This window comes from Denitratisoma sp. DHT3 (assembly GCF_007833355.1).
In the GTDB taxonomy this organism is placed as follows: Bacteria; Pseudomonadota; Gammaproteobacteria; order Burkholderiales; family Rhodocyclaceae; genus Denitratisoma.
On record NZ_CP020914.1, the window covers coordinates 665,549 to 688,194 of the forward strand.

General features: G+C 68.3%; 20 protein-coding genes. 15 read left to right on the forward strand and 5 right to left on the reverse strand.

From position 1 onward, the window contains the following. Positions 1-2 precede the first annotated feature (2 nt). The 11 genes from cybH (at position 3) to bioD (ending at position 11,747) form a co-directional block, all read left to right on the forward strand. Positions 3-704, forward strand: coding sequence for a Ni/Fe-hydrogenase, b-type cytochrome subunit (gene cybH, locus B9N43_RS02985; RefSeq protein ID WP_145840846.1), 702 nt, complete (start codon positions 3-5; stop codon positions 702-704). Continuing rightward, positions 701-1,195 (forward strand): HyaD/HybD family hydrogenase maturation endopeptidase, encoded by a 495-nt coding sequence (locus B9N43_RS02990; protein WP_145840847.1) that lies wholly within the window; start codon positions 701-703, stop codon positions 1,193-1,195. The genes cybH and B9N43_RS02990 overlap by 4 nt, the downstream gene beginning before the upstream one ends. Beyond that, entirely contained in the window at positions 1,188-2,831 is a 1,644-nt protein-coding gene (locus tag B9N43_RS02995; protein WP_145840848.1) for a methyl-accepting chemotaxis protein, read from the forward strand. Before B9N43_RS02990 ends, B9N43_RS02995 begins: the two co-directional genes overlap by 8 nt. Before the next feature lie 155 nt (positions 2,832-2,986). Continuing rightward, positions 2,987-4,012, forward strand: coding sequence for a hydrogenase expression/formation protein HypE (gene hypE, locus B9N43_RS03000; protein ID WP_145840849.1), 1,026 nt, complete (start codon positions 2,987-2,989; stop codon positions 4,010-4,012). Between the two features lie 12 nt (positions 4,013-4,024). Further along, positions 4,025-4,882 (forward strand): nickel transporter, encoded by an 858-nt coding sequence (locus B9N43_RS03005; protein WP_145840850.1) that lies wholly within the window; start codon positions 4,025-4,027, stop codon positions 4,880-4,882. Positions 4,883-4,991: 109 nt separating this feature from the next. Then, entirely contained in the window at positions 4,992-6,317 is a 1,326-nt protein-coding gene (locus B9N43_RS03010) for an adenosylmethionine--8-amino-7-oxononanoate transaminase (protein ID WP_145840851.1), read from the forward strand. Between the two features lie 121 nt (positions 6,318-6,438). Then, on the forward strand, positions 6,439-8,061 hold the full coding sequence (locus B9N43_RS03015; RefSeq protein WP_145840852.1) for a methyl-accepting chemotaxis protein: 1,623 nt from the start codon (positions 6,439-6,441) through the stop codon (positions 8,059-8,061). Between the two features lie 233 nt (positions 8,062-8,294). Next, positions 8,295-9,485: an 8-amino-7-oxononanoate synthase gene (bioF, locus tag B9N43_RS03020; protein WP_145840853.1), complete on the forward strand. Its 1,191-nt coding sequence runs from the start codon at positions 8,295-8,297 to the stop codon at positions 9,483-9,485. Next, positions 9,485-10,261, forward strand: coding sequence for an alpha/beta fold hydrolase (locus tag B9N43_RS03025; protein WP_145840854.1), 777 nt, complete (start codon positions 9,485-9,487; stop codon positions 10,259-10,261). Before bioF ends, B9N43_RS03025 begins: the two co-directional genes overlap by 1 nt. Then, positions 10,258-11,067 carry a malonyl-ACP O-methyltransferase BioC gene (gene bioC / locus B9N43_RS03030; RefSeq protein WP_145840855.1) on the forward strand — a complete coding sequence of 270 codons (810 nt, stop codon included), beginning with the start codon at positions 10,258-10,260 and terminating at the stop codon, positions 11,065-11,067. Before B9N43_RS03025 ends, bioC begins: the two co-directional genes overlap by 4 nt. After that, a complete protein-coding gene (bioD, locus tag B9N43_RS03035; protein ID WP_145840856.1) occupies positions 11,064-11,747 on the forward strand; it encodes a dethiobiotin synthase in 684 nt (227 codons plus the stop codon). Before bioC ends, bioD begins: the two co-directional genes overlap by 4 nt. A gap of 184 nt (positions 11,748-11,931) precedes the next feature. On the opposite strand, the gene B9N43_RS03040 is transcribed toward bioD, so the two are convergent. The 4 genes from B9N43_RS03040 to B9N43_RS03055 form a co-directional block, all read right to left on the reverse strand. Continuing rightward, positions 11,932-12,735 carry an ABC transporter ATP-binding protein gene (locus B9N43_RS03040; protein ID WP_145840857.1) on the reverse strand — a complete coding sequence of 268 codons (804 nt, stop codon included), beginning with the start codon at positions 12,733-12,735 and terminating at the stop codon, positions 11,932-11,934. A 74-nt stretch (positions 12,736-12,809) separates the two neighbouring features. After that, the gene (locus B9N43_RS03045; RefSeq protein ID WP_145840858.1) at positions 12,810-13,235 is read right to left on the reverse strand and encodes an HIT family protein; all 426 of its coding nucleotides are present in this window, start codon (positions 13,233-13,235) and stop codon (positions 12,810-12,812) included. A 22-nt stretch (positions 13,236-13,257) separates the two neighbouring features. After that, positions 13,258-14,967, reverse strand: a complete 1,710-nt coding sequence (gene recJ / locus B9N43_RS03050; protein ID WP_145840859.1) for a single-stranded-DNA-specific exonuclease RecJ — start codon at positions 14,965-14,967, stop codon at positions 13,258-13,260. A gap of 194 nt (positions 14,968-15,161) precedes the next feature. Beyond that, positions 15,162-16,163: a hypothetical protein gene (locus B9N43_RS03055; protein ID WP_145840860.1), complete on the reverse strand. Its 1,002-nt coding sequence runs from the start codon at positions 16,161-16,163 to the stop codon at positions 15,162-15,164. Between the two features lie 69 nt (positions 16,164-16,232). On the opposite strand from B9N43_RS03055, the gene B9N43_RS03060 reads away from it, so the two are divergent. From B9N43_RS03060 to lolD, 4 genes are all read left to right on the forward strand, one after another. Next, positions 16,233-16,616, forward strand: a complete 384-nt coding sequence (locus B9N43_RS03060) for a DUF6394 family protein (protein WP_145840861.1) — start codon at positions 16,233-16,235, stop codon at positions 16,614-16,616. 16 nt (positions 16,617-16,632) lie between these two features. Further along, on the forward strand, positions 16,633-18,327 hold the full coding sequence (locus B9N43_RS03065; RefSeq protein WP_145840862.1) for a potassium channel family protein: 1,695 nt from the start codon (positions 16,633-16,635) through the stop codon (positions 18,325-18,327). A 64-nt stretch (positions 18,328-18,391) separates the two neighbouring features. Then, entirely contained in the window at positions 18,392-19,645 is a 1,254-nt protein-coding gene (locus B9N43_RS03070) for a lipoprotein-releasing ABC transporter permease subunit (RefSeq protein WP_145840863.1), read from the forward strand. Between the two features lie 106 nt (positions 19,646-19,751). Beyond that, on the forward strand, positions 19,752-20,489 hold the full coding sequence (lolD, locus tag B9N43_RS03075; RefSeq protein WP_261379377.1) for a lipoprotein-releasing ABC transporter ATP-binding protein LolD: 738 nt from the start codon (positions 19,752-19,754) through the stop codon (positions 20,487-20,489). A gap of 98 nt (positions 20,490-20,587) precedes the next feature. On the opposite strand, the gene B9N43_RS03080 is transcribed toward lolD, so the two are convergent. Beyond that, positions 20,588-22,606 (reverse strand): methyl-accepting chemotaxis protein, encoded by a 2,019-nt coding sequence (locus tag B9N43_RS03080; RefSeq protein WP_145840865.1) that lies wholly within the window; start codon positions 22,604-22,606, stop codon positions 20,588-20,590. Positions 22,607-22,646 lie beyond the last annotated feature (40 nt).

Genomic DNA, 22,646 nt, shown 5'->3' on the forward strand with positions numbered 1-22,646 from the left:
GGATGAAGCATTACATTCCCTATCACCAGTTGCCCGATGAGGGCATTCCGCCCCCGGTCACCATCTACGGTCCCGGCGTGCGGCTGTGGCACTGGTGCAGCGGCCTTCTCGTGCTGGTGCTGTTCCTCACCGGTTATTTCATCGGCGTGCCGCCGCCTTCCGCATTGGGCGATACCTCGACGCTCTACCTCATGGGATGGATACGCTTCCTGCACCTGGCCTCGGGCTATCTGTTCACGCTGCTCGCGCTGGCGCGCCTGTGGCTCACCTTCGTCGAGAAGGGCATCTCCCATCATCTGTATCTGCCCGCCGTCTGGCGCGCCGAGTGGTTCGACGGCTTCATGCGACAGGTCAAATGGAACCTGCTGATGGACGTGACGCCGGTCCGCTATGTCGGACTCAATCCGCTGGGCAGCATCGCGATGCTGTTCCTCTATGTGCTGCCGGGGGCGCTGATCATCGTCACCGGCTTTGCGATGTATGCCGAGGTCACCGGGCACGACAGCTGGCAATACCTGCTGTTCGGCTGGGTCACCGCGATCTTCGGCAACACCATGGACCTGCACGTCATCCACCGGCTGGCGATGTGGTGCATGGCCGGTTTCGTCTGCGTTCATGTCTATATCGCGGTGCGCGAGGACGTGCTGTCGCGCCAGACCATGATCAGCTCGATGCTGTCCGGCGAGCGGCAATTCCGGCGATGACGGCCGCCGCCGAGGATACCGTGCTGCTGGGCATCGGCAACGTGCTCTGGGGCGATGAGGGCTTCGGCCCGCGTGTCGTCGAGCGCATGCGGGAACGCAACGCGGCCCCGCCGGACGTCCGTCTCGTCGACGGCGGCACCCAGGGCCTGTACCTGTTGCCGCTGGTGCAGGACGCCGCCCGCCTGATCGTCTTCGATGCCGTGGATTTCGGCCGCGCGCCGGGTGAAATGGTGGTGCTGCGCGATGCCGAGATTCCGGCCTTCTTCGGCACCCGGCCGCTCAGTCTGCACCAGACGGGATTCACCGACGTGCTTGCCGCGGCCGAACTGACCGGCCGCCAACCGCGGGCCGTTACGCTGATCGGGGTGCAATACGTCGATATCGACACCTGGGGCGGTGGCCTGTCCCCGGCCGTCGCGGCCGCCATCGACCCGGCCATCGCGACCAGCCGGCGCGAATTGCAATTGTGGAGGGAGTCGTCCCATGTCTGAGCACTACACCGGTACCTACGACCGTACCCTGAACCTGCTCGGCCGGGTCAGCGTCGCCTTGTTCAGCTTTGTCGACAACGTGCGCATGTTCCGGGTCGGTAATTTCATCACTCTCTTCACCATGGTGCTGCTGGTCGCCGGTATCGCCGGCACCAGCCTGACCTTCAAGTCCGTGGCCGAGATCGCCGGCGTCTGGCGCGATTTCGATTCCGGACTGGCGCGGCGCATCGATCTGCTCGGCCATTTTCAGCACCATCTCGGCCACGGCGGAGTGGCGCGCCACTGGAGCGCCGCCCGGCAGGGCGACGCCGCCGCGCGCCAGGCCGTCGCCACCGCCTTGCTGAAGGTGCGCGAAGGATTCCCCGCCTTCCTCAATGCCAACCCGTCGGATGCGGAAAAAGCGCACTTGGCCATGCTGGAGCAGGCCGTTGCCGCCTACGAGCGCGCGCTCGGCGGCGGAACGATTTCCACCGATGAGGAAAACGCGGCTTCCGCCGCGCTCGACGGCATCAGATCCACACTGGCGGAACGGCGCAAGGCGGGGGCTGACAGCGTCGAGGACGCCATCTGGTCGCTGTCGCTCAGGGTGGGCGGCATCATGTTCGCCGCCGGCCTGATCCTGGCGGTCTTCGGTTTGTTCTCCTTCTGGTTCATCCGCTTCCGCGTCGCCTTGCCGCTGGCGGCGATCAACACCACGATGACCGGACTGTCCGGCGGCGACACGCGCGTCGATGTGCCATTTACCGGCAAGAGCGACGAGGTCGGCGAAATGGCGCGGGCGGTGAAGGTGTTCAAGGACAACGCGGTCGTCAAGCGGCGCATGGAGGTGCAAAGGCAGGAGGTCGCGCAGAGCGTCCAGGAAACCGCCGAGGAATTGGCGCGGCTGACCATGGTCGCGCGGGCCGCCACCGGCGAGCAGGCTTCCGCGACCTCAAGCATGTCGGCCTCCACCGAGCAGCTCAGCGTCAGCATCGACCAAGTGGCCGAGAACGCCCAGCAGGCGCTGACCGCGACGCGCGATACGGTGACGGCGGTGAAAGCGGGTGAGCAGGCGGTACGCGAGACCATCGTCGTGATGGAGGACACCGCGCGGCTCGTCGTCCATGCCGCCGACAAGGTCGATGAGCTCGGCCGGCAGAGCGAGCGCATCCAGGAGATCGTCACCACCATCCAGGGCATCGCCAAACAGACCGATCTGCTGGCGCTCAACGCATCCATCGAGTCGGCGCGCGCCGGCGAGGCGGGGCGCGGATTCTCGGTCGTGGCCGACGAGGTGCGCAGCCTGGCCGAGAAGACCAATGCCTCGGCGCTGGACATCGGCCTCATCCTGGCGGAAATCCAGCGGCAGATGGAGGAGGTGACCGCCGAGGTCACCAGCGCATCGGACAAGGCCAGGGAAAGCGCCGCGCATTCGCGCGAGGTCGGAAGCGCCTTGACGAGAATCGACCAGCGTGCCGCCATGGTGGCCAATGCGATGTCGGATATCGCCAACGCCGCGCGGGAGCAAAGCGCCGCAGGGCATGAAATCGCGCAGCAGGTCGAAATGGTCGCCACCTCGTCCGGAACGATCAGCGACCAGATCAATCGTCTGGACGAAATGGCGGGCAGTCTGAATCGCACGGTGAGCGGCTTCTGACGGGCAGGGCCACGCATTTCCTGTAGCGTTGTGAAGCATCCCGGCGCACGCGCCTGGGATAACATTGCCACCTTTCTTTGCATGCCCGAACGCCACGCCATGTTCATTTTGTCGCCTGCTGGCGGCTCCGGAGCCGTACCGTGAAACCCGCTTACATGAGACCGCTGGACCGCCGCCAGGGCCGGGTGGACCTTGCCCATGGCGCCGGGGGACGGGCGATGATGCAATTGATCGAGGAAGTCTTCGCCCGTTGCCTGGACAACGAATTCCTGCGCCAGGGCGACGATGGCGCCCGCCTGCCGGCGCCCGGCGGCCGGCTGGTGATGGCCACCGACGCCCACGTGGTGTCGCCGCTGTTCTTTCCCGGCGGCGACATCGGCTGCCTTTCGGTGCATGGCACGCTGAACGACGTGGCGATGATGGGGGCGGAACCGCTCTACCTGTCCGCCGGCTTCATCCTCGAGGAGGGCTTCCCGCTGGCGGATTTGATCCGCATCGTCGAATCCATGGCCGCGGCGGCGCGGGCCGCCGGCGTGCCGGTGGTCACCGGCGATACCAAGGTGGTGGAGGCGGGCAAGGCCGACGGAGTGTTCATCACCACCACCGGCGTCGGCAGGCTGCGCGACGATGCGGATCTCTCCGGCGCCCATGCCCGCCCCGGCGACGCGGTGCTGGTCTCGGGGCCGATCGGCGACCACGGCATGGCGATCATGTCGGTGCGGGAGGGGCTGTCGTTCGAGGCGCCCATCGTCTCCGACACGGCGGCCCTGCACGGTCTGGTGGCCACGCTGCTCGACGCCGCGCCCGGCATCCGCGCCCTGCGCGATCCGACCCGGGGCGGGCTGGCCGCGACCCTGAACGAGATCGCCCGCCAGTCCGGCGTCGGCGTGCTGATCGAGGAGGCGGCGATTCCCGTGCGGCCGGCCGTCGCCGCCGCCTGCGAGCTGCTGGGACTGGACCCGCTGAACGTGGCGTGCGAGGGCCGCCTGGTGGCCGTCTGCCCTGCACGGCACGAGGCCGCGGCCCTGGCCGCGCTGCGCGGCCACCCCCTGGGGCGCGAGGCCGCGCTGGTGGGGCGGATCCAGGCCGACGAGCGTTGCTTCGTGCAGATGCGCACTCGCTTCGGCGGCCTGCGCAACGTCGATTGGCTGGCCGGGGAGCAACTACCCCGCATTTGCTGAGGTATCGCCGCCATGGATTTCACCTCCGACCTTTCCGCCCCCCAGACCTGGCCGGCGCTGTGCCTGCTGGTGTTCGCACTGGGCCTGCGCCACGGCTTCGATGCCGACCATCTCGCCACGATCGACGGCCTGACCCGCTACAACGCCGGGCGCCGGCCGCGGCTGGCGCGCTGGTGCGGGGCGCTGTTCTCGCTCGGGCACGGCATCGTGGTGATGTCCATCGCGCTCGCCGTCAGCGCCGTTCCCACGCCGGTACCGGACTGGCTGGACGGCTTCGGCAGCGGCGTGTCGATCTTTTTCCTGGTCGCACTGGGCGTCGCCAATCTGCGCCTGGCGCTGGCGGCATCGCCAGCGGAGGGTGGGGCGGCCGGGCCGATCGGACCGATCGGACTTAAGGGGCGCTGGCTGGGGGGACGCTGGCTGGGGCGGCTCGGCCGCGCCGGGCGGCCGGAACTGGTGGTCCTGGTCGGCGCGCTGTTCGCGCTGTCCTTCGATACCATGAGCCAGGCCAGCCTGTTCGCCCTGGTCGGCGTCCGCTACGGCGGCTGGGATCACGCGCTGGTTCTCGGCTTGCTGTTTACCCTGGGCATGTTGACCGTCGATGGGATCAACGGTCTGTGGATCGCCCATCTGATCCGCCGCGCCGACGGCCTGGCGCGCATCGCCTCACGGATGCTGGCCGGGACGGTGGGCCTGCTGAGCCTGTTGATCGCCGCGCTGGCACTGGCCCGCTGGTCGCTGCCGGCGGTGGCGGCGTGGAGCGAGGGCCGGGAACTGGCTTTCGGCGCCATCGTGGTGGCGACGGTGGCCGCGAGTTTCCTGGGCGGTTGGGTTTTGGCGGCACAGAGGGCACCGGCTGCTGTGGATTGATCTTTGTCCCACCACCAGACTGCGCAGCCCCCATGAAAGGGGCTGTGTAGAATCGCGGGGCTCCGGCACCAGGCCCATCGCCGCGCCGCTTTCCCGAATTTTCCGCCCCATGTCGAACGCCCCGTCTTCCGCCGATCTGCTCGATCGCAGCCTGGCTGCGGTCTGGCATCCCTGCACCCAGATGAAGCATCACGAGACCCTGCCCCTGGTGCCGGTGGCGCGGGGCGAGGGGCCCTGGCTCTACGATCCGCAGGGGCGGCGTTATCTCGACGCGATCAGTTCCTGGTGGGTGAATCTGTTCGGCCACTGCAATCCGCGCATCAACGCCGCGTTGCGCGACCAGCTGGAGAGCCTGGAGCACGTGATGCTCGCCGGCTTCACCCACGAGCCGGCGGTGCGGCTCGCCGAGCGCCTGTCGGCCCTGACCGGCGGCGCCCTGGGGCATTGCTTCTATGCCTCCGACGGCGCCAGCGCCACCGAGATCGCCCTCAAGATGAGCCACCATTACTGGCGCAATCTCGGCCAGCCGGAAAAGACCGTCTTCCTCTGCCTGGAAGGCGGCTATCACGGCGAGACCCTGGGTGCGCTGTCGGTCACCGACGTGGCGATCTTCCGCGACGCCTATGCGCCCCTGACCCGAAACGTACGCACGGTGCCGACGCCGGACGCCCGCCGCGCCGCGGCCGGGGAAAGCGCGGCCGACGTCGCCCGCCGCGCCGCGCAGGGCCTCGCCGCCGTGCTCGAGGCGGAGCAGGGCCGGGTCGCCGCCTTGATCGTCGAGCCCCTGGTGCAATGCGCCACCGGCTTCGCGATGCACGACCCGGAGTACCTGCGCCTGGCGCGCCAACTCTGCGACCGCCATGGCGTGCATCTGATCTGCGACGAGATCGCCGTCGGCTTCGGCCGCACCGGCAGTTTCTTCGCCCACGAGCAGGCGGGTACCCGCCCGGACTTCCTCTGCCTGTCCAAGGGCATCTCCGGCGGCTATCTGCCGCTGTCGGCGGTGCTGACCACGGACCGGGTCTATGACGCCTTCTACGATGACGCCGGCAGCCGGGCCTTCCTCCATTCCCATTCCTATACCGGCAATCCCCTGGCCTGCCGGGCGGCCCTGGCGACCCTGGACATCTTCGAGGCGGACGACGTGCTGGCCGCCAACCGGGCGCGGGCGGACCTGCTGACCCGCTGCCTGGCGCCCGTCGCCACGCATCCCCGGATTCGCCATTTCCGCCACCGCGGCATGATCTGGGCCTTCGACGTGGCGGACGCCGCGCCGGACTTCGCCCGGCGCTTTTTCGTCCAGGCGCTGGAGCGGGAACTGCTGCTGCGCCCGATCGGCAATACCGTGTACCTGATGCCGCCTTACGTCCTGGACGAGCCCTTATGCCGTTTTCTTGCGGAAAGGGTGTTCCATACGTTGGAAAATATTGTTTGATTTGCATCAAGAAAAAAAATAAAAAAACCCATGGAGCGTCATAGGAGGCGGGGCGTACGTAATAAGATCGCAAACCCGCCATGGAGCGTGAATTAGTTCCTTGTCCTTTACGGTTTCGACGATGAAAAAGAATCTGCCGGTCACACAAATCGAAAGATTTCTCCCCAAGGGGAAGTACATTGTTTCGCGTACGAACCTGAAAGGCATCACCACCTACGCCAACGACGCCTTCGTCGAACTCAGCGGTTTTTCCCGCGAGGAACTGATCGGCAAGAACCACAACGTGGTGCGGCACCCGGACATGCCCCCGCAGGCTTTCGCCGATCTGTGGAGGACGATCCAGGGAGGCAGTCCCTGGCGCGGCATCGTCAAGAACCGAACCAAGAGCGGCGACTTCTATTGGGTCAAGGCCCTGGTGGTGCCGGTGCGGAAGAACTCCCAGACCGTGGGCTACATGTCGGTGCGCACCACGCCGACCCGGGAGGAGATCGCCGCGGTGGAACCGCTCTACCGGCAGTTGATGGCCAGCGACCAGGCGCTGCCCCGTCCCGGTCGGCTGAGCCGCATTCCCCTGCGCGCCAAGCTGGTGGGAGCGGCGGGCACCATCGTGGCGGCGATGCTGTTGAACCTGCTGTTGTTGAGCATGGGGGGCGGCCTGGGCCTGCCGGACGGCGTGACGCGTTCGCTGGAACTGCTGCTCGGCGGCCTGGCGCTGGGGATCGGCGGCTACCTGCTGTGGCAGCAGAACCAGATCATGGAAACGATCCAGCAGATGACCCGGCGGCTGGACAACATCGCCCAGGGCGACCTGACCGACGACATGCCCCTGGGCGGGCCGGATGAGCTGGGTCGGCTGCACAACGATCTGCTCACCATGCAGACCCACCTCAAGTCGATGATGGCGGAGATCGCGGAGGCCGCCAACTCGGTGGTGGTCAATGTGAATCAATTGAGCCTGCAGATGGATGAGTCGCAGCGGGCAGGCGCCAGCAAGTCGAATGCCGTCTCCCATGTGGCGGCCGCCATCGAGGAAATGAACAGCTCGATTCGCGAGGTGGCGGGCCACGCCGACGAGACCGCCGGCTCGATGGCGCGCTCGATGGAGGTGTTGAGCGACGCGATTCGCCAGATGGAACAGAGCCGCGAGGCCTCGCGCAACGTGGTGGCCACGGTGGCGCAGGCCGAGTCGACGATGCAGGAACTGTATCAGGCCACTTACGCGATCGGCCAGGTCACCACCACCATCCAGGATATTTCCGACCAGACCAATCTGCTGGCGCTGAACGCGGCGATCGAGGCGGCACGCGCCGGCGAGTCGGGACGGGGGTTCGCGGTGGTGGCCGACGAGGTGCGCAAACTGGCGGAACGGGCCGGTTCCCAGACCCAGGAAATTTCCCGGACGGTGTCGGACATCCAGCGCGTGACCCAGAGCGCGGTCAGCGGCATGGAATCCGCCGGCGGCTTCGTGGCCGCCGCCGAGCAGGCCATCGCCGTGGCGGAGCAGGAACTGGGCGAGGTCAGCCGCTTTGGCGAAAAGACCACCGCGATGTCGCGCGACATCGCCAAGGCGACGCAGGAGCAATCCGACGCCAGCGACGGCATCATCCAGCAGGCGGAAACCATCGCCGCCAGCGTCGAACAGACCCGCGTCAGCCTGGATGTCGCCTGCCGCGCCGCGGGGGAAATCAAGGACACCGCCGAGCAGCTGCACGATTTGATCGGTTATTTCCGATTCATCCGCTGACGCCCGATGGGTTCAGCGTGAAAAACGGGCTTTCCCGCCACGCCGCCCCGGAGGATGGCGAAGGGATGGAATGCCGAAAAAGCTTTTCCGCCGGGCCGTCCCAAGGAAAAGCGGCATGCGGCGCCAGCCGCAACCTATCGGTGCCGCCACGAAGTTCCCCCAAACACCCGAGCGCAGCGAGCCATATCGCCCCCCCCGGAGGGGGCGAAGGGGGGCGAGCCTTATAATCCGGCATGCTCTTCGATGACCTGGAACATGCCCTCGCCGAACTGGATCGCACCCGGCTGCGCCGCCGCCGCCGGGTGCTGGACAGCCCCGCCGGCCCCCGCGTGACGGTGGATGGGCGGCAACTGCTGTCCTTCTGCGGCAACGACTATCTGGGCCTCGCGGCCGATTCCGATCTGGTACTGGCCCTGGCGGAAGGCGCCAGGCAGTGGGGGGCCGGCAGCGCCGCCTCCCATCTGCTGGGCGGCCACCTGCGCCCCCACGAGGCGCTGGAGCAGCGCCTGGCGGCGTTTCTCGGCATGCCGCGGGCCCTGACCTTCGCCACCGGCTACATGGCCAACCTGGCGGTGGCGCCGGCCTTGGTGGGGCGGGGCGACGAGATCTTCGCCGACCGGCTCAACCACGCCTCCCTGATCGATGCGGCGCTGCTGTCCCGGGCCGGGCACCGGCGCTATCCCCATAACGACTGGGCGGCGCTGGAGCGGCTGCTCGCCGCCTCCACGGCCCGGCGCAAGCTGATCCTGACCGACGGCGTGTTCAGCATGGACGGGGACGTGGCGCCCCTGGACCGCCTTTTCGCCCTGGCCGAACGGTTCGACGCCTGGCTGGTGGTGGATGACGCCCACGGCTTCGGCGTGCTGGGGGCGCAGGGGCGCGGCGTGCTCTCGCATTTCGGCCTGCCGGCGTCGCCGCGCCTGGTGCTGATGGGCACCCTGGGCAAGGCGGCCGGCGTCGGCGGGGCCTTCGTCGCCGGCGACGAGCGGGTGATCGAATGGCTGATCAGCCGGGCACGCAGTTACATCTTCTCCACCGCAGCGCCGCCGGCCCTGGCGGCGGCGCTGCAAAAAAGCGTGGATCTGATCGAGGCCGGCGATGACCGGCGCCGGCAACTGCAAGACCTGATCACCCGTCTGCGCGAGGGACTCGCGCCCCTGGCGGCGCAACGCGGCTGGCGCCTGGCCGATTCGGCCACCGCCATCCAGCCGGTGATCGTCGGCGACAATCGCAGCGCGCTGGAACTCTCGGCCCATCTCGAACGGCAGGGCATCTGGGTGCCGGCGATCCGCCCGCCCACGGTGCCGGAAGGCTCCTCGCGGCTGCGGATCTCGCTCTCGGCGGCGCATGGCGCGGCCGACGTGGATGCGCTCCTGGCGGCGCTCCGGACCATGCCACCAACGCAGCCGGAGACGGCACATTGATGCTGGCCGAACGCAGCCTGGGGCGGGGGCCCAACCTGACGCTGGTCCATGGCTGGGGCCTGGGCAGTGGCGCCTGGGACCCGGTGGCGCAGCTGCTGGCGGAGGAATTCACCGTTCATCTGGTGGATCTGCCGGGCTACGGCGCCAGTCCGCCGCCGGCGGCCCCGGCCGACTACGGCATCGAGGCCCTGGCCGATGCCCTGGCGGCTTCGCTGCCGCCACGGGCCATGGTCTGCGGCTGGTCGTTGGGCGCCCTGGTGGCGCTGGTCTGTGCGATCCGCCATCCGCGCCGGATCGGCCGGCTGGTGCTGGTGGGCGCCACGGCCTCCTTCGTGCAGCGGGAAGGTTGGCCGAGCGCCTTGCCGCCGGCACGGCTGGAAGAATTCAGCGCCGCGCTGGAGGCCGACGCGGCGGGCCTGCTGAAACAGTTTTCCGGCTTGATCCACCATGGCGACATCCGCGGCAAGGAGGCCATGCGCGCGTTGCGCCGCTGTCTGGCGGCGGGGCTGCCGGCCGATCCGGACAGCCTCCGGGCCGGGCTGCAAACCCTGGGGGCGGCCGACCTGCGCTTGCACTTGCCGCTGGTGGAGCAGCCGGTGCTGCTGATCCATGGCAGCGAGGACCCGCTGATGCCGCTGGCGGCGGTTCAAGCCCTGCAGGCGCGGCTGCCGCGTGCGGCGCTGGAGGTGTTCGAGGGCAGCGCCCACGCGCCGTTCGCCTCGGACCCGCTGCGCTTCGCGCGGCGAGTCGGCGTGTTCGCGGCGGATGCGCGATGAGCGATTTCCCACACGTGCGCGCCCGCTTCGCCCGGGCGGTCGACCGCTACGACGCGCTGGCCGACGTCCAGCGCCAAGTGGGCGCGGCCCTGCTGGCGGGTCTGCCGGCCACGGCGGTGCGCGGCCGGGTGCTGGATGGCGGCTGCGGCACCGGCCACGGCCTCGAACTGTTGAGCCGGCGCTGGCCGGGGATCGATCTGGTGGCGCTGGATTTCGCCTACCCGATGGTCGCCCGGGCGCGGCGGAGGGGGGAGCAAGGAAGTCGGCGTGGCGCGGCGGCCGGGCTGTGCGCGGACCTGCAGGCGTTGCCGCTGGCGGATGGTTGTCTGGACGGCCTGTGGTCCAACCTGGCGCTGCAATGGTGCGACCCGGCGCGGTTCACCGCGGAGGCGGCGCGGGTGCTGCGGCCGGGCGGCTGGCTGGCGGTCGGCACCCTGGGGCCGGGCACGTTCGTGGAACTGCGCCAGTCCTTCGCGACGGTGGATCGCTATCGTCACACCATCCCGTTCCTGGAGCCGGATGCGCTTGGCGACATTTGCCGGCGCGCCGGGTTTTCCGTCGTCACGCTCCAGCGCCGGACGCGCGTGCTCCACTATGCCGATCTGGGGAGTCTGCTGGCCGCCGTGCGGGAACTGGGCGCCAGCCGGGTGACCGGCGCGGACCGGCGCCCCGGCCTGATGGGCAGGACGGCCTGGAAAAGCTTCGTCGAACGCTATGAGTCCTTGCGCACGGCCGAGGGCCTGCCGCTGAGTTACGACACGGTATGCCTCCATGCCCTGCGCATCGCGGAAAGGATGCCCCGATGACCGTGCTGGCCGCAGACTTGAGTCCGGGCTATTTCATCACCGGCACCGACACCGAGGTCGGCAAGACGTTCGCGACCTGCGCCCTGCTGCGGCGCCTGGCCGTGGCCGGCCGCCGCGTGGCGGCGATGAAGCCGGTGGCGGCGGGCCTGGACGAGCACGGCCGCAACGAGGATGTGGAAGCCCTGTTGGCCGCCGCCAACGTCCGCTGCGCGCGGGAGCGGGTCAATCCCTACGCCTTCGCCAGTCCCATTGCGCCGCATCTGGCGGCGCGAGAGGAAGGGCGGGAGATCCGCTTCGCGCCGATCCTGCGGGCCTTCGCGGCGCTCGCCGGAGAGGCCGACGGCGTGCTGGTGGAAGGCGTGGGCGGTTTCCGGGTGCCGCTCGGGTCCGACGGGGACGCGGCCGATCTGGCGGTGGCGCTGGGACTGCCCGTGATCCTGGTGGTCGGTCTGCGCCTGGGTTGCATCAACCATGCGCTGCTGACGGTGGAGGCGGTGCGGGCCCGGGGGCTGCGACTGGCCGGCTGGATCGGCAACTGCGCGACCGCCGACATGGCCCGGCGCGAGGAGAACGTGGCGACGCTCAGGGAACTGATCGCCGCGCCGCTGCTGGGTGTGCTGCCCCACCTGACGCCGGCGGATCCGGCCGCAGCGGCGGCATTCCTGGATCTGCCTTCTTAACTAACGCGAGAAACGAGCTTTCCCGCCGGGCCGCCCCAAGGGAAAGCGGCACGCGGCGAAGCCGCAACCTATCGGTGCCGCCACAGCGTTCCCCGTAACTTCGAGCGCAGCGAACCGCATCGAACCCCCCGGAGGGGGGCGAGCCTTTTCATGATGCGAGGTGTTGTTTACAGCATCATGAAAATTAGATTGCCAGTTCCTCGGCGATGGGCCGGGCCGGATAGTGGAAGGCCAGCGGACCGTCGGGGCGGCCGTCCACGAACTGGCGCACGAAGGGATCGCTGGAGTGGATGATCTCCTCGGTGGGGCCTTCCGCGACCACCACGCCGTCGGCGATGAAATACACGTAATCCACCACTTTGAGGGACTCCGAGACGTCGTAGGTGACGACGATGGAGGAAACGCCCAGGGCGTCGTTGAGCTGGCGGATCAGGTTGGCGATGACGTTGAGGGAAATCGGGTCGAGGCCGGCGAACGGCTCGTCGTACATCAGCAGCGTCGGGTCCAGGGCGATGGCCCGCGCCAGGGCCACGCGCCGGGCCATGCCGCCGGAAAGCTCGGCGGGCATCAGGCGGTCGGCGCCGCGCAGGCCCACCGAGTGGAGCTTCATCAGCACCAGATCGTGGATCAGGTCCTCGGGCAGGTCGGTGTGCTCGCGCATCGGGAAGGCGATGTTGTCGAAGACCGAGAGGTCGCTGAAGAGTCCGCCCTGCTGTTGCATCATCCCGATCTTTTTGCGCAGGGCATAGAGCTGGTCGGTGTCCAGTTCATGCACCGTCTGGCCGGCCACGTGGGCGCTGCCGCGGGCGGGCGCCATCTGGCCGCCGAGAATCTTCAGCAGGGTGGTCTTGCCGCAGCCCGAGGCGCCGAGGATGGCGACGATCTTGCCCCTGGGCACCTTGAGGTTGATGCCCTTCAGGATCTGGCGGGTGTTGTAGGCGAAATGGACGTCGCGGAATTCGGCGACGATCGGCGCGGTGGAGTCCATGGCAGTCTTCAGGGAAAAACGGGCGCAAGTATAGCGGCTGCGTCCGCGCCGCGGTCCGGAGCTGTCCGCTGCCGTCAGTCCGCTCCGAGGCAGGCGACGATGCGGGCGGCGAAGCCCTTCAGTTTTTCCGGGTCGGCCAACTGGCTGGCATGGAGGCCCAGCGGCTCGCCCTCGTGGCGGGGAATGATGTGGAAATGCACGTGCGGTACCGTCTGCCCGGCCGCGGCACCATTGATCTGGGCCAGTATGACGCCCGGCGCGTCCAGCGCCGCCTTCACCGCCCGTGCCACTTTCTGCGTGCTGGAGATCAGGGCCCGGGCGTCTTCCGGCGCGAGCTCGAAGATCGTTTCGGCCGGCGCCTTCGGAATCACCAGGGTGTGGCCGTCGGTCTGGGGCATGATGTCCATGAAGGCCAGGGTCTGCGCATCCTCGTAGACCGGGATGCAGGGCATTTCGTCGCGCAGGATCTTGGCGAAGACGTTTTGCGGATCGTAGGCCATCGGATTTTCCTTTGGAAAGAGTTCAAACCGGGAGGGGGGTGCAGTGCTCGACGATCAGCTGCACGCTCTGGCGGCCGCCGAACTCGTTGATGTCCAGGCGGAACGCGGCTTCGATCTGGGACGCCGTGGTGGCGCAGGCGTTGAACCAGATCGCGTCGAGGCGGCTGGCGCCCTTGCGCAGGGTCAGCTTGAGGTGGCGCTCCTTCAGCAGGCGCTGCGACTCCACTTCGAAACGGTCGGAGAACAGCGGCTGCGGAAAGCCCTGGCCCCAGACCGCCTGCTGGATCAGGCGCGCCGATTCGAGCGAGAAATAGCCGGACTCCAGCGGCCCGTCGGTTTCCAGGGTCCGTTGCCGGTCGACCGGCGCAAGCAGGCTTTGCGCGGTCTCCTCGAACGCCGTCTCGAAACGCGGCAGGTCGGCTTCGCGCAGGGTCAGGCCGGCCGCCGCCGCGTGGCCGCCGAAGCGCAGCAGCAGATCGGGATGGCGCTTGGACACGTGATCCAGGGCATCGCGCAGATGCAGGCCGGGGATCGAGCGGCCCGAACCCTTCAGTTCTCCTTCCTGGCCGCGGGCGAAGGCGAAGGTGGGGCGGTGGAATTTTTCCTTCACCCGGCCGGCCAGGATGCCGATCACGCCCTGGTGCCAGGTCGGATCGAAGAGCGTGAGGCTGGCCCGGTCGTCGGCGGCCAGGCCCTCCAGCAGCAGTTCGGCGTCCTCGCGCATGGCGGTCTCGATCTCGCGCCGTTCGCGGTTGAAGGCGTCCAGCTGCTGGACGATGTTCAACGCCCGGGCCGGATCGTCGGTGCTCAGGCACTCGATGCCCAGCGACATGTCGGCCAGGCGGCCGGCGGCGTTGAGGCGGGGGCCGAGGGCGAAGCCGAGGTCGAAAGTGCCGGCCCGCGCCGGGTCGCGGCCGGCGACGCGGAACAGCGCCGCCAGGCCCGGCTGCATGCGGCCGGCGCGTATGCGCGCCAGGCCCTGCGCCACCAGGATGCGGTTGTTGCGGTCCAGCGCCACCACGTCGGCCACGGTGCCCAGGGCCACCAGGTCCAGCAGGTCGGCCAGGCGCGGCTCCGGCCGCGGCGCGGAGAACCAGTCGCGGCGGCGCAGTTCGGCGCGCAGGGCCAGCATCACGTAGAACATCACGCCGACGCCGGCGATGGACTTGCTGGGAAAGGCGCAGCCGTGCTGGTTGGGATTGACGATGGCCGCCGCCGCCGGCAGCGACTCGCCGGGCAGGTGGTGGTCGGTGATCAGGGTGGCGATGCCCAGGCGGCTGGCCTCCATCACGCCTTCGAGGCTGGCGATGCCGTTGTCCACGGTGATGATCAGATCGGGCTTGCCGCCGGCGTGGGCCGCCGCCAGCCGCACCACTTCCGGCGAGAGGCCGTAGCCGGTCTCGAAGCGGTTCGGCACCAGGTAGTCCACCCGCGCGCCGAACCCGCGCAGCGCGCGCAGACCCACGGCGCAGGCGGTGGCGCCGTCGCAGTCGTAGTCGGCGACGATCAGGAGGCGCTGGCCGGCGGCGATGGCGTCGGCCAGCAGGACGGCGGCCTCGGCCGCGCCCTTGAGCAGGTCGGGCGCCAGCAGACCTTCGAACTGGGTGTCGACTTCCTCGCGCGAACGGATCCCCCGCGCCGCGTAGAGCCGCGCCAGCAGCGGCGGAATGCCGGCCTGTTCGAGCGCCCAGCTGTGACGCGGATAGGTGTTGCGGGTAACTATGACTGTCATATATACCTACCTACCCCCCAGCCCCCTTCCCGAGGAAGGGGGTGACTTGGGTTCGGCCGCTGGTGCGGCCTCCGGGCTGAACGCTGGCTCCGCCTTGGGGCGGCCCGGCGGCGGAGCCTCCTTCTGTGGCCGGGATTCCCATGCTTGTGAAGGAGGGACTTGGGGCTCGGTGTTTATGGGATGAACGATACGGGTCACGGCGTTATGAATTGAGGTAATGACATGGGGCGGCGCCAGAATTTGCGGCGCTGCCAGGCGTCCAGCATCAGCCGCACGCCGCCGTCCTCGCCCCAGGCCAGGAGTTCGATGCTGTCGACGGCCTTGTGCGCCAGGGCCGGCGCCAGCCACTGGCTTTCCAGGCGCAGCAGGGCTTCGCGCCAGGCGATCGCATCGTGGAGCCGGGTCGGGACGACCAGGCCGTCATAGTGGATGCAGATCGCGCCGCGTGCCGTTTCGAAACGCGCGGGCAGGTTGCGAGTGGCGATGTTGGCCCGGCGGCTCAGCCCCCAGAGCATCGGATCGTCGCTCCACAGCGCGGTCCAGGGACGGCGTCCGGCCTTGGGGGCGACGCCGGCGCCCCACAGCGCCAGACTGTTGATGACGGGCTTGCCCGCGGCGGCGCGGGCCTGATTGACGGGGTGGTCGTGCAGGATCATCTGCGCTTCGTTGAGCCGACGGCGCCAGGGGCGGGCGGCTTCCCCCGCGGGCAGCAGCGCCACGGCCGACTCGCCCAGCGGCAGGCTCTCCGGGAAGGCGGGCGGCGGGACATGCGGGGCCAGGTGCCAGGTGTGCGGCCCGTCCAGCGACAGGTCTCCCAGCTCGGCCAGCACGGGCGCCAGGGCGGCGTGCAATTGTCGGGCCTCTTCCGCGTCCAGGTGCAGCTCGACCGGGTCGGCGACGGCGGCGTGCTGCTGGCTCAGTTGCAGATGTACCGGGTCGGCGCACAGCCAGGTCCGGCCGTCGTCGGCGTGGCCCAGGCCGAGGCGGCGCAAGGGCGCGGCGGCCCATGGGTTCGCCGGGTTCGCCAGGTCGAGGGCGAAGGCGGCTTGCCAGTGGTGGATCGGCGAGGGAAGGGCGGCGCTGCGCCGCGACAGCCCCAGGAGCGACTCCAACGCGGGCAGGGGCTGGTTGCCGAGGGTGTCAGCGACGGCCTGTCGGGGCCAGAGCAGGTCGGGAATGACAAAGGTGATGCGCATGGACGGCGATGTTAACATGGTGCCTGGGACCGCCGTGGCACGGTCATTTTTCAGGTGCGAGGGGAAAGCATGAATTTCGAAAAAGTGGTTTTTGGTTTTTTCATCGTTCTGTCCGCCACGCTCAATTTCGGTTTTTTCGTCGGCGACATCGATCACCCCGAATTGCATAGCGTCTATGAACTCTTCGCCGCCATCGTGGTGAATTTCATCGCCACCGCGCTCAAATTCGGAGACCGCACCCAGATCGGCGCCGTGCATCTGTCGACCAGCCTGGTGGCGGACCTGCAATTGATCGCCGCCGCCGTGACCTGGGCCATCGCCGTCCATGGCATGGATGTCGGCATGACGCCCCACGTCACCGCCAGTGTCGTTTCCCTCTCCGGCGGCGCGCTTTTCGCCAACATCGTTTCCGTTGTCATCCTGATCGCCGAAACCGTCATGCTCCGCCGCTAGGATCGACGGAGGCCGTATGAACAGCGTCTTTTTCCTGTTGCTGCGGCGCATGCGGGCGCCGCTGATTTTCGTCATCCTCAGCCACGCGGTCGCCGTGCTGGGGCTGACGCTGATTCCCGGCGCCGACACCAACGGCCAGCCGGCGCCGCCGCTGGATTTCTTCCATGCCTTCTACTTCATCACCTACACCGCCACCACCATCGGCTACACGGAGCCCGTCAGCGGGTTTTCCGATGCGCAGCGGCTATGGATCACCGCCTGCATCTATCTGCTGGTGGTCAGCTGGTCTTTCGTCATCGTCACGCTGCTGGCCTGTCTCCAGGACAAGGGGCTGCAGAACGCGCTGGTGTCCGGTCGCTTCATCCGGCGCCTGCGGCGGCTCAACGAACCCTTCTATCTGATCTGCGGCTACGGCGAAACCGGCAGCCTGGTCTGCCGCGCGCTCGATCACCTGGATCAGCGTTTCGTGATCCTGGAAAAGGACGAGCTGCGGGTGCAGGAACTGGAACTGGAGGACTACAAGGCCGACATCATCGCCCTGGCCGCCGATGCCCGGCAGCCGGACAATCTGTTGCAGGCGGGCCTGCGTCATCGCAGATGCCGGGGAGTGCTGGCGCTGACCAATGACGAGTCCACCAATCTCGCGGTGGCCATGGCGGTGCGCCTGCTCAATCCGGCCATTCCGATTCTGGCGCGGGCCCGCAGCGGCTCGATCGCCGCCAACATGGCATCCTTCAGGACCGATCACGTCATCAACCCGTTCGAACGTTTCGCCGAATACCTGTCCCTGGCGGCGGCGGCGCCCGAGCGCTTCCGGCTGGTCGAACTGCTCACCGGCCTGCCGGGCGCCGCGTTGCCGGACTCCCATCGGCCGCCCAGGGGGCGCTGGATCGTCTGCGGCTATGGTATTTTCGGTCAGGCCGTGGTGAGCAACCTGGAAGCCACCGGGATCACCGTCACCATCGTGGACCCGCGCGCCGAGCCGGGCAATGGCGTGAGCGCCATCCGTGGCAGGGGCGCCGATGCGGCAACCCTGGAGGCCGCCGGCATTCGGGATGCCGAGGGGATCGTGGCCGGCAGCGACGATGACGTGAGCAATCTCGCGATCGCGGTCACCGCGCGGGAACTCAATCCCGACCTGTTCGTGGTCACGCGCCAGAATCTGGCCGCCAACGGCGCCCTGTTCGATGCCTTCATCGGCGATTTCTGCATGGTGCCCAGCCGCATCGTCGCCCAGGAGTGTCTGGCCATCCTGACCACGCCGATGCTGGCACGTTTTCTCCAGCGGTTGCGGGAGTGCGACGAATCCTGGAGCGCCCGTCTCGTGGCGCGGCTGCAGGCGGCCTGCGCCGATCGCGTGCCGGAGGTCTGGAGCGTGTGCCTGGATGCCCGGGATGCGGCCGCGGTACACCATTGCCTGACCCTGGGCCGCGCGATCCGTCTGGGTGAGCTGATGGTGGACAATGTGGACCGGAGCGAGGCCATGCCCATGGTGCCGTTGCTGCTGGAGCGGGATGGCCGGTCGCAGTTGCTGCCGGCGGCGGACTTCCCGCTCGCGGCCGGCGATCATCTGCTGCTCGCCGGCCCCCATGGCGCTCGCCGGCGCTTCGAATTGACGCTGCAGAACAACAATGCGATGGAATACGTGCTGAGCGGCCGCGAGGCCGGCGGCGGCTGGCTGTGGCAGTGGATCTCCGGCGCCAGGGGCTGACGGCCTTCCGTCCGCGTATCATGGCGTCTGTCCGGCGGCGGGTGCCGCCTTCGTTTCCGACCGCATGAGCTACGAACTGCTGATCGGCCTGCGCTATACCCGAGCCAAGAAACGGGGCGCCGGCCGCAATCGATTCATTTCCTTCATTTCCGTCCTCTCCATGGCCGGCATCGCGCTGGGCGTGGCGGCGCTGATCGTGGTGCTGTCGGTGATGAACGGCTTCCAGAAGGAGTTGCGCACCCGCATCCTGGGCGTGGCCGCCCACATCCAGGTGTCCGGGGCGGGCGACGAACTGGCGGACTGGGAGCGGGTTTACCAGGAGGTGGTGCGTCATCCGCAGGTTCGCGCCGCCGCTCCCTACGTCCAGGCCCAGGGGCTGCTGTCCTGGGGCGACCAGGTGCGCGGCGTGATGGTGCGCGGCGTGTTGCCGGAGGCCGAGGACAAGGTGGCGGATTTTGCCCGCCACATGAAGCTCGGCCGGCTGACGGACCTGCATGCGGGCGAGTTCGGCATCATCCTGGGCGCCGACCTGGCGCGGGCGCTGCAGGCGACGCTGGGCGACAAGGTGACCCTGATCGCGCCGCAGGGCATGGTGACGCCGGCCGCCGTGCTGCCGCGGCTGAAGCAGTTCCGGGTGGTGGGGATTTTCGAGGCCGGTATGTACGAATTCGACTCGGGCCTGGCGCTGATCCAGATGGAGGACGCGCAGAAACTGTATCGGATGGGGGAGCGCGTCTCCGGCGTGCGCCTGAAGCTGGCCGACCTGTTCGCGGCGCCCACCGTGTCGCGGGAACTGCTGCGCTTCCTGCCCGCCGACGCCTACGTGATCGACTGGACCCGCAGCCACGCCAATTTTTTCCGCGCCGTGCAGATCGAGAAGAACATGATGTTCCTGATCCTGCTGCTGATCGTCGCGGTGGCGGCCTTCAACATCGTATCCACCCTGGTCATGGCGGTCACCGACAAGCAGGCCGACATCGCCATCCTGCGCACCATGGGGGCCGGCTCGGGCAGCATCATGCGCATTTTCATCATCCAGGGCATGGTGATCGGCGTCGTCGGCCTGGTCGCCGGCGTCGCCGGGGGCGTGGCCCTGGCGCTGAACATCGACGTGGTGGTGCCTTTCATCGAGCGCCTGCTGGGCATCCATTTCCTTGCCAGGGACGTGTATTACATCTCGGACCTGCCGTCCGATCTGCATTGGAACGACGTCGGCGTGATCAGCGGCGTTTCCTTCGTGCTGACCCTGCTGGCCACTCTGTATCCCAGTTGGCGGGCCTCGCGCGTCAATCCGGCGGAGGCGCTGCGCTATGAGTGACCAGAGATACCCACCCCCCATCCCCGGCCCCGAGGGCGGGGGTTCGCTGGGCGAACCCCAGGGGAACAGGAGTGCCCACCCCCCTTCCCCCGCCCCAAGGGCGGGGGTGACTGAGTCGGCTCCCCTGCTGGGCGGGGGAGGACGGGAGAGGGTGTCCTCCGGCGGCGAGGTGGTGTTGTCCTGCGTGGGTTTGGCGAAGTCCTTCTGGCAGGGGAACGTCGAAGTGCCGGTGCTGGCCGACGTGGATCTGGAACTGCGCGGCGGCGAGAGCGTGGCCATCGTCGGCGCCAGCGGTTCGGGCAAAAGCACGCTGCTGCACCTGCTGGGTGGGCTGGACGCGCCCAGCCGGGGCAGGGTGGCGTTGCTGGGGCGGGATCTGGCGGCCGTGTCGGAGCGCGAACGGGAGCGGTTGCGCAACCAGGCGCTGGGCTTCGTGTATCAGTTCCATCATCTGCTGCCCGAGTTCAGCGCCCTGGAAAACGTCGCCATGCCCTTGCTGATCCGCCGCCTGCCGCGAACGCAGGCGCTGGAGCGGGCCGGGGAGATGCTGAAGGAGGTCGGGTTGGAACACCGCCTGGACCACCGTCCCGGCGAACTGTCGGGCGGCGAGCGTCAGCGCGCCGCCGTGGCCCGCGCGCTGGTGGCGGGGCCCGCCTGCCTGCTGGCCGACGAACCCACCGGCAATCTGGATCGGCATACCGCCGAGGCGGTGTTCGAGCTGATGCTGCGTCTCAACCGCGAACGGGGCGCCGGCCTGATCCTGGTGACCCACGACCCGGCCCTCGCCGCGCGCGCCGGGCGCCGCTTGCGGATCGAGGATGGCCGTCTGGTTCCCATGGCCTGAAGCGCGGCATTTCCGTTGCGCCGTGGGCCGGCAAAGCGGCACCAGGCGAAACGGCGCCAGCGAGCCGACGCCCCCGGAGGGGGACGCGGCGAGCCTTGTCAAACCTGGAAGCGGCCCACTTCCCTGCTCAGGGTGTCGGCGAGATCCATCAGCCGCCGGGCGGTGTCGGCGTTGCCCGCCACCATGCCGCTGTTCTCCTCGGCCATCTGCGCGACCTGCTCGACGTTGCGGGCCACGTCGGCCGCCGCCACCGATTGCTCGCTGAGCGCGGCGGAGATGTCGCTCACCATGGTCAGGACCTGTTCGGCTCCGCTTTCGATGTCTCCCATCAGCGCGCCGGCGTTCTGGGTGGCGGCGACGCCCTGGTGGACCGAGGCGACGCCGGTCTCCATGCTGCGGACGGCGGACTGGGTGCCTTCCGAAATGGCCGAGATCATCCCGCTGATCTCGCTGGTGGAGTGGGTGGTACGTTCCGCCAGCTTCCTGACCTCGTCGGCCACGACCGCGAACCCTCGTCCCTGTTCGCCGGCGCGGGCGGCCTCGATCGCGGCGTTGAGGGCGAGCAGATTGGTCTGGTCGGCGATCTCGCGGATCGATTCGACGATCGAGGAAATCCGTACCGAGTGCTGCTCCAGCGAGGTGATGTCCTGGGCCGAATCATTCACCGAACCGGCGATGGCCTGGATGTCCCTGACCACCTCGCTCACCGTCCTGCTGCCGTTGTGCGACAACTCGCGCGCCTGGCGGGTGGCGTCCCGCGCTTGTTGGGCATTTTGCGCCACGGAATCGATGCTGGCCGTCATCTCCTCGACCGCGGCCGCCATGTTCGCCGCCGCCGAACTCTGGTGGTTGCTGGCGATGGCGATTTCCGCCGCGGAGCGGGAGAGGTCGTGCGAGGCCAGGCGCAGATGCTCGACGTCGGCGCCGACGGCCTTGATCACCAGACCGACCGACTCCGCCATGTGATTGAAGGCGGTGGATACCCGGGTCAGTTCGTCCTGCGAACTCAGGGTCACGCGGGTGGTCAGGTCGCCTTGCGCCATCCGGTCGGCTTCGCGGGCCAGCCGACCGATGTTTTCGGTGATCGACAGGTACATGCCCGTCATGAAGTAGCACAGCAGGAACAGTAATCCGGCTTGCACGGCCAGCTGGACATAGAGGCTGCGCTGCTGGCTTTGCACCCGGTCCTCCACCAGCCGCGCCAGGGACGGGAAAATCGTCTCGTTGATCAACTGGTTGCCTTTGCCGATGGCCGTGGTCATCTGCTCGAAATAGGCCTTCGGCTCCATGTTGAAGGCGCCGGAAAGGATGGCCTGTTCGATGGTGCGGGTGGCTTCGCGGCTGGTCTGCGCGAAGCCGTCCACGCCGGCCGCAACCTCATCCCCCGCCGCGGTCGCATGGCGCCGCACTTTCTCCGCATTCTGCTTGAGCTTGCGCACGTCGTCTTCCAGTTCCGCCATCAGTTTGAGCAGTTGCGTCCGTCGTTCCTCGGTCAGTTCCTGTTTGGCCAGGATGCCGGTGCCCAGGGCGCGCAACTGTCCCATGCGTTCCTGGGCGCTGGGCAGTTTGTGGATCGCGATGTCCATCAGGTAATAGGTGCCCAGCGCCCGTTCCAGCGTCATTTCGTAGTGGTCCGCCACCGTCACGGCGGTATTCAGCATGCGGCCCACCAGGTCGGTATGGGCCGAGAAGTTGGCGCTCTGCGCCCAGTTCAGGCCATCCGCCTGGATCTTCTGCCAGTCGTCGCGGACGCGCTGCCATTCCTGGCTGGCGCGCAATGCCGGCGCCAGCGCGGCATCCACTTCCGCCAGGGCGGCGGCCACCTCGCCGGACTTGGTATTGCGCGGGGCCTTCAGCGTCTCATTGCCGTTCAGTACGCCGGAGGAGAGTCCGCGGTGCTCCTGGGTCAGTTGCACCAGGTGGTTGACCGAGCTGGCGACGGCGATGCCCCTGAGCTCATTGCGTCCGCTGTCGATCCCGCTTTGCAACTGGCGATGGAGACTGAAAAACAGGGCGCCGATGGAGATCGCCGCCAGCAGCGCGGCGAGCAGGAATTTTTGGGAATACCGCAACCGGTTGGACAGCGCCAGGGCCGGACTGAAAAAAGTCTGCATCATTTATTAGGTTTCCGAATTTCGAGGGTGAGGAGCTGGTGGG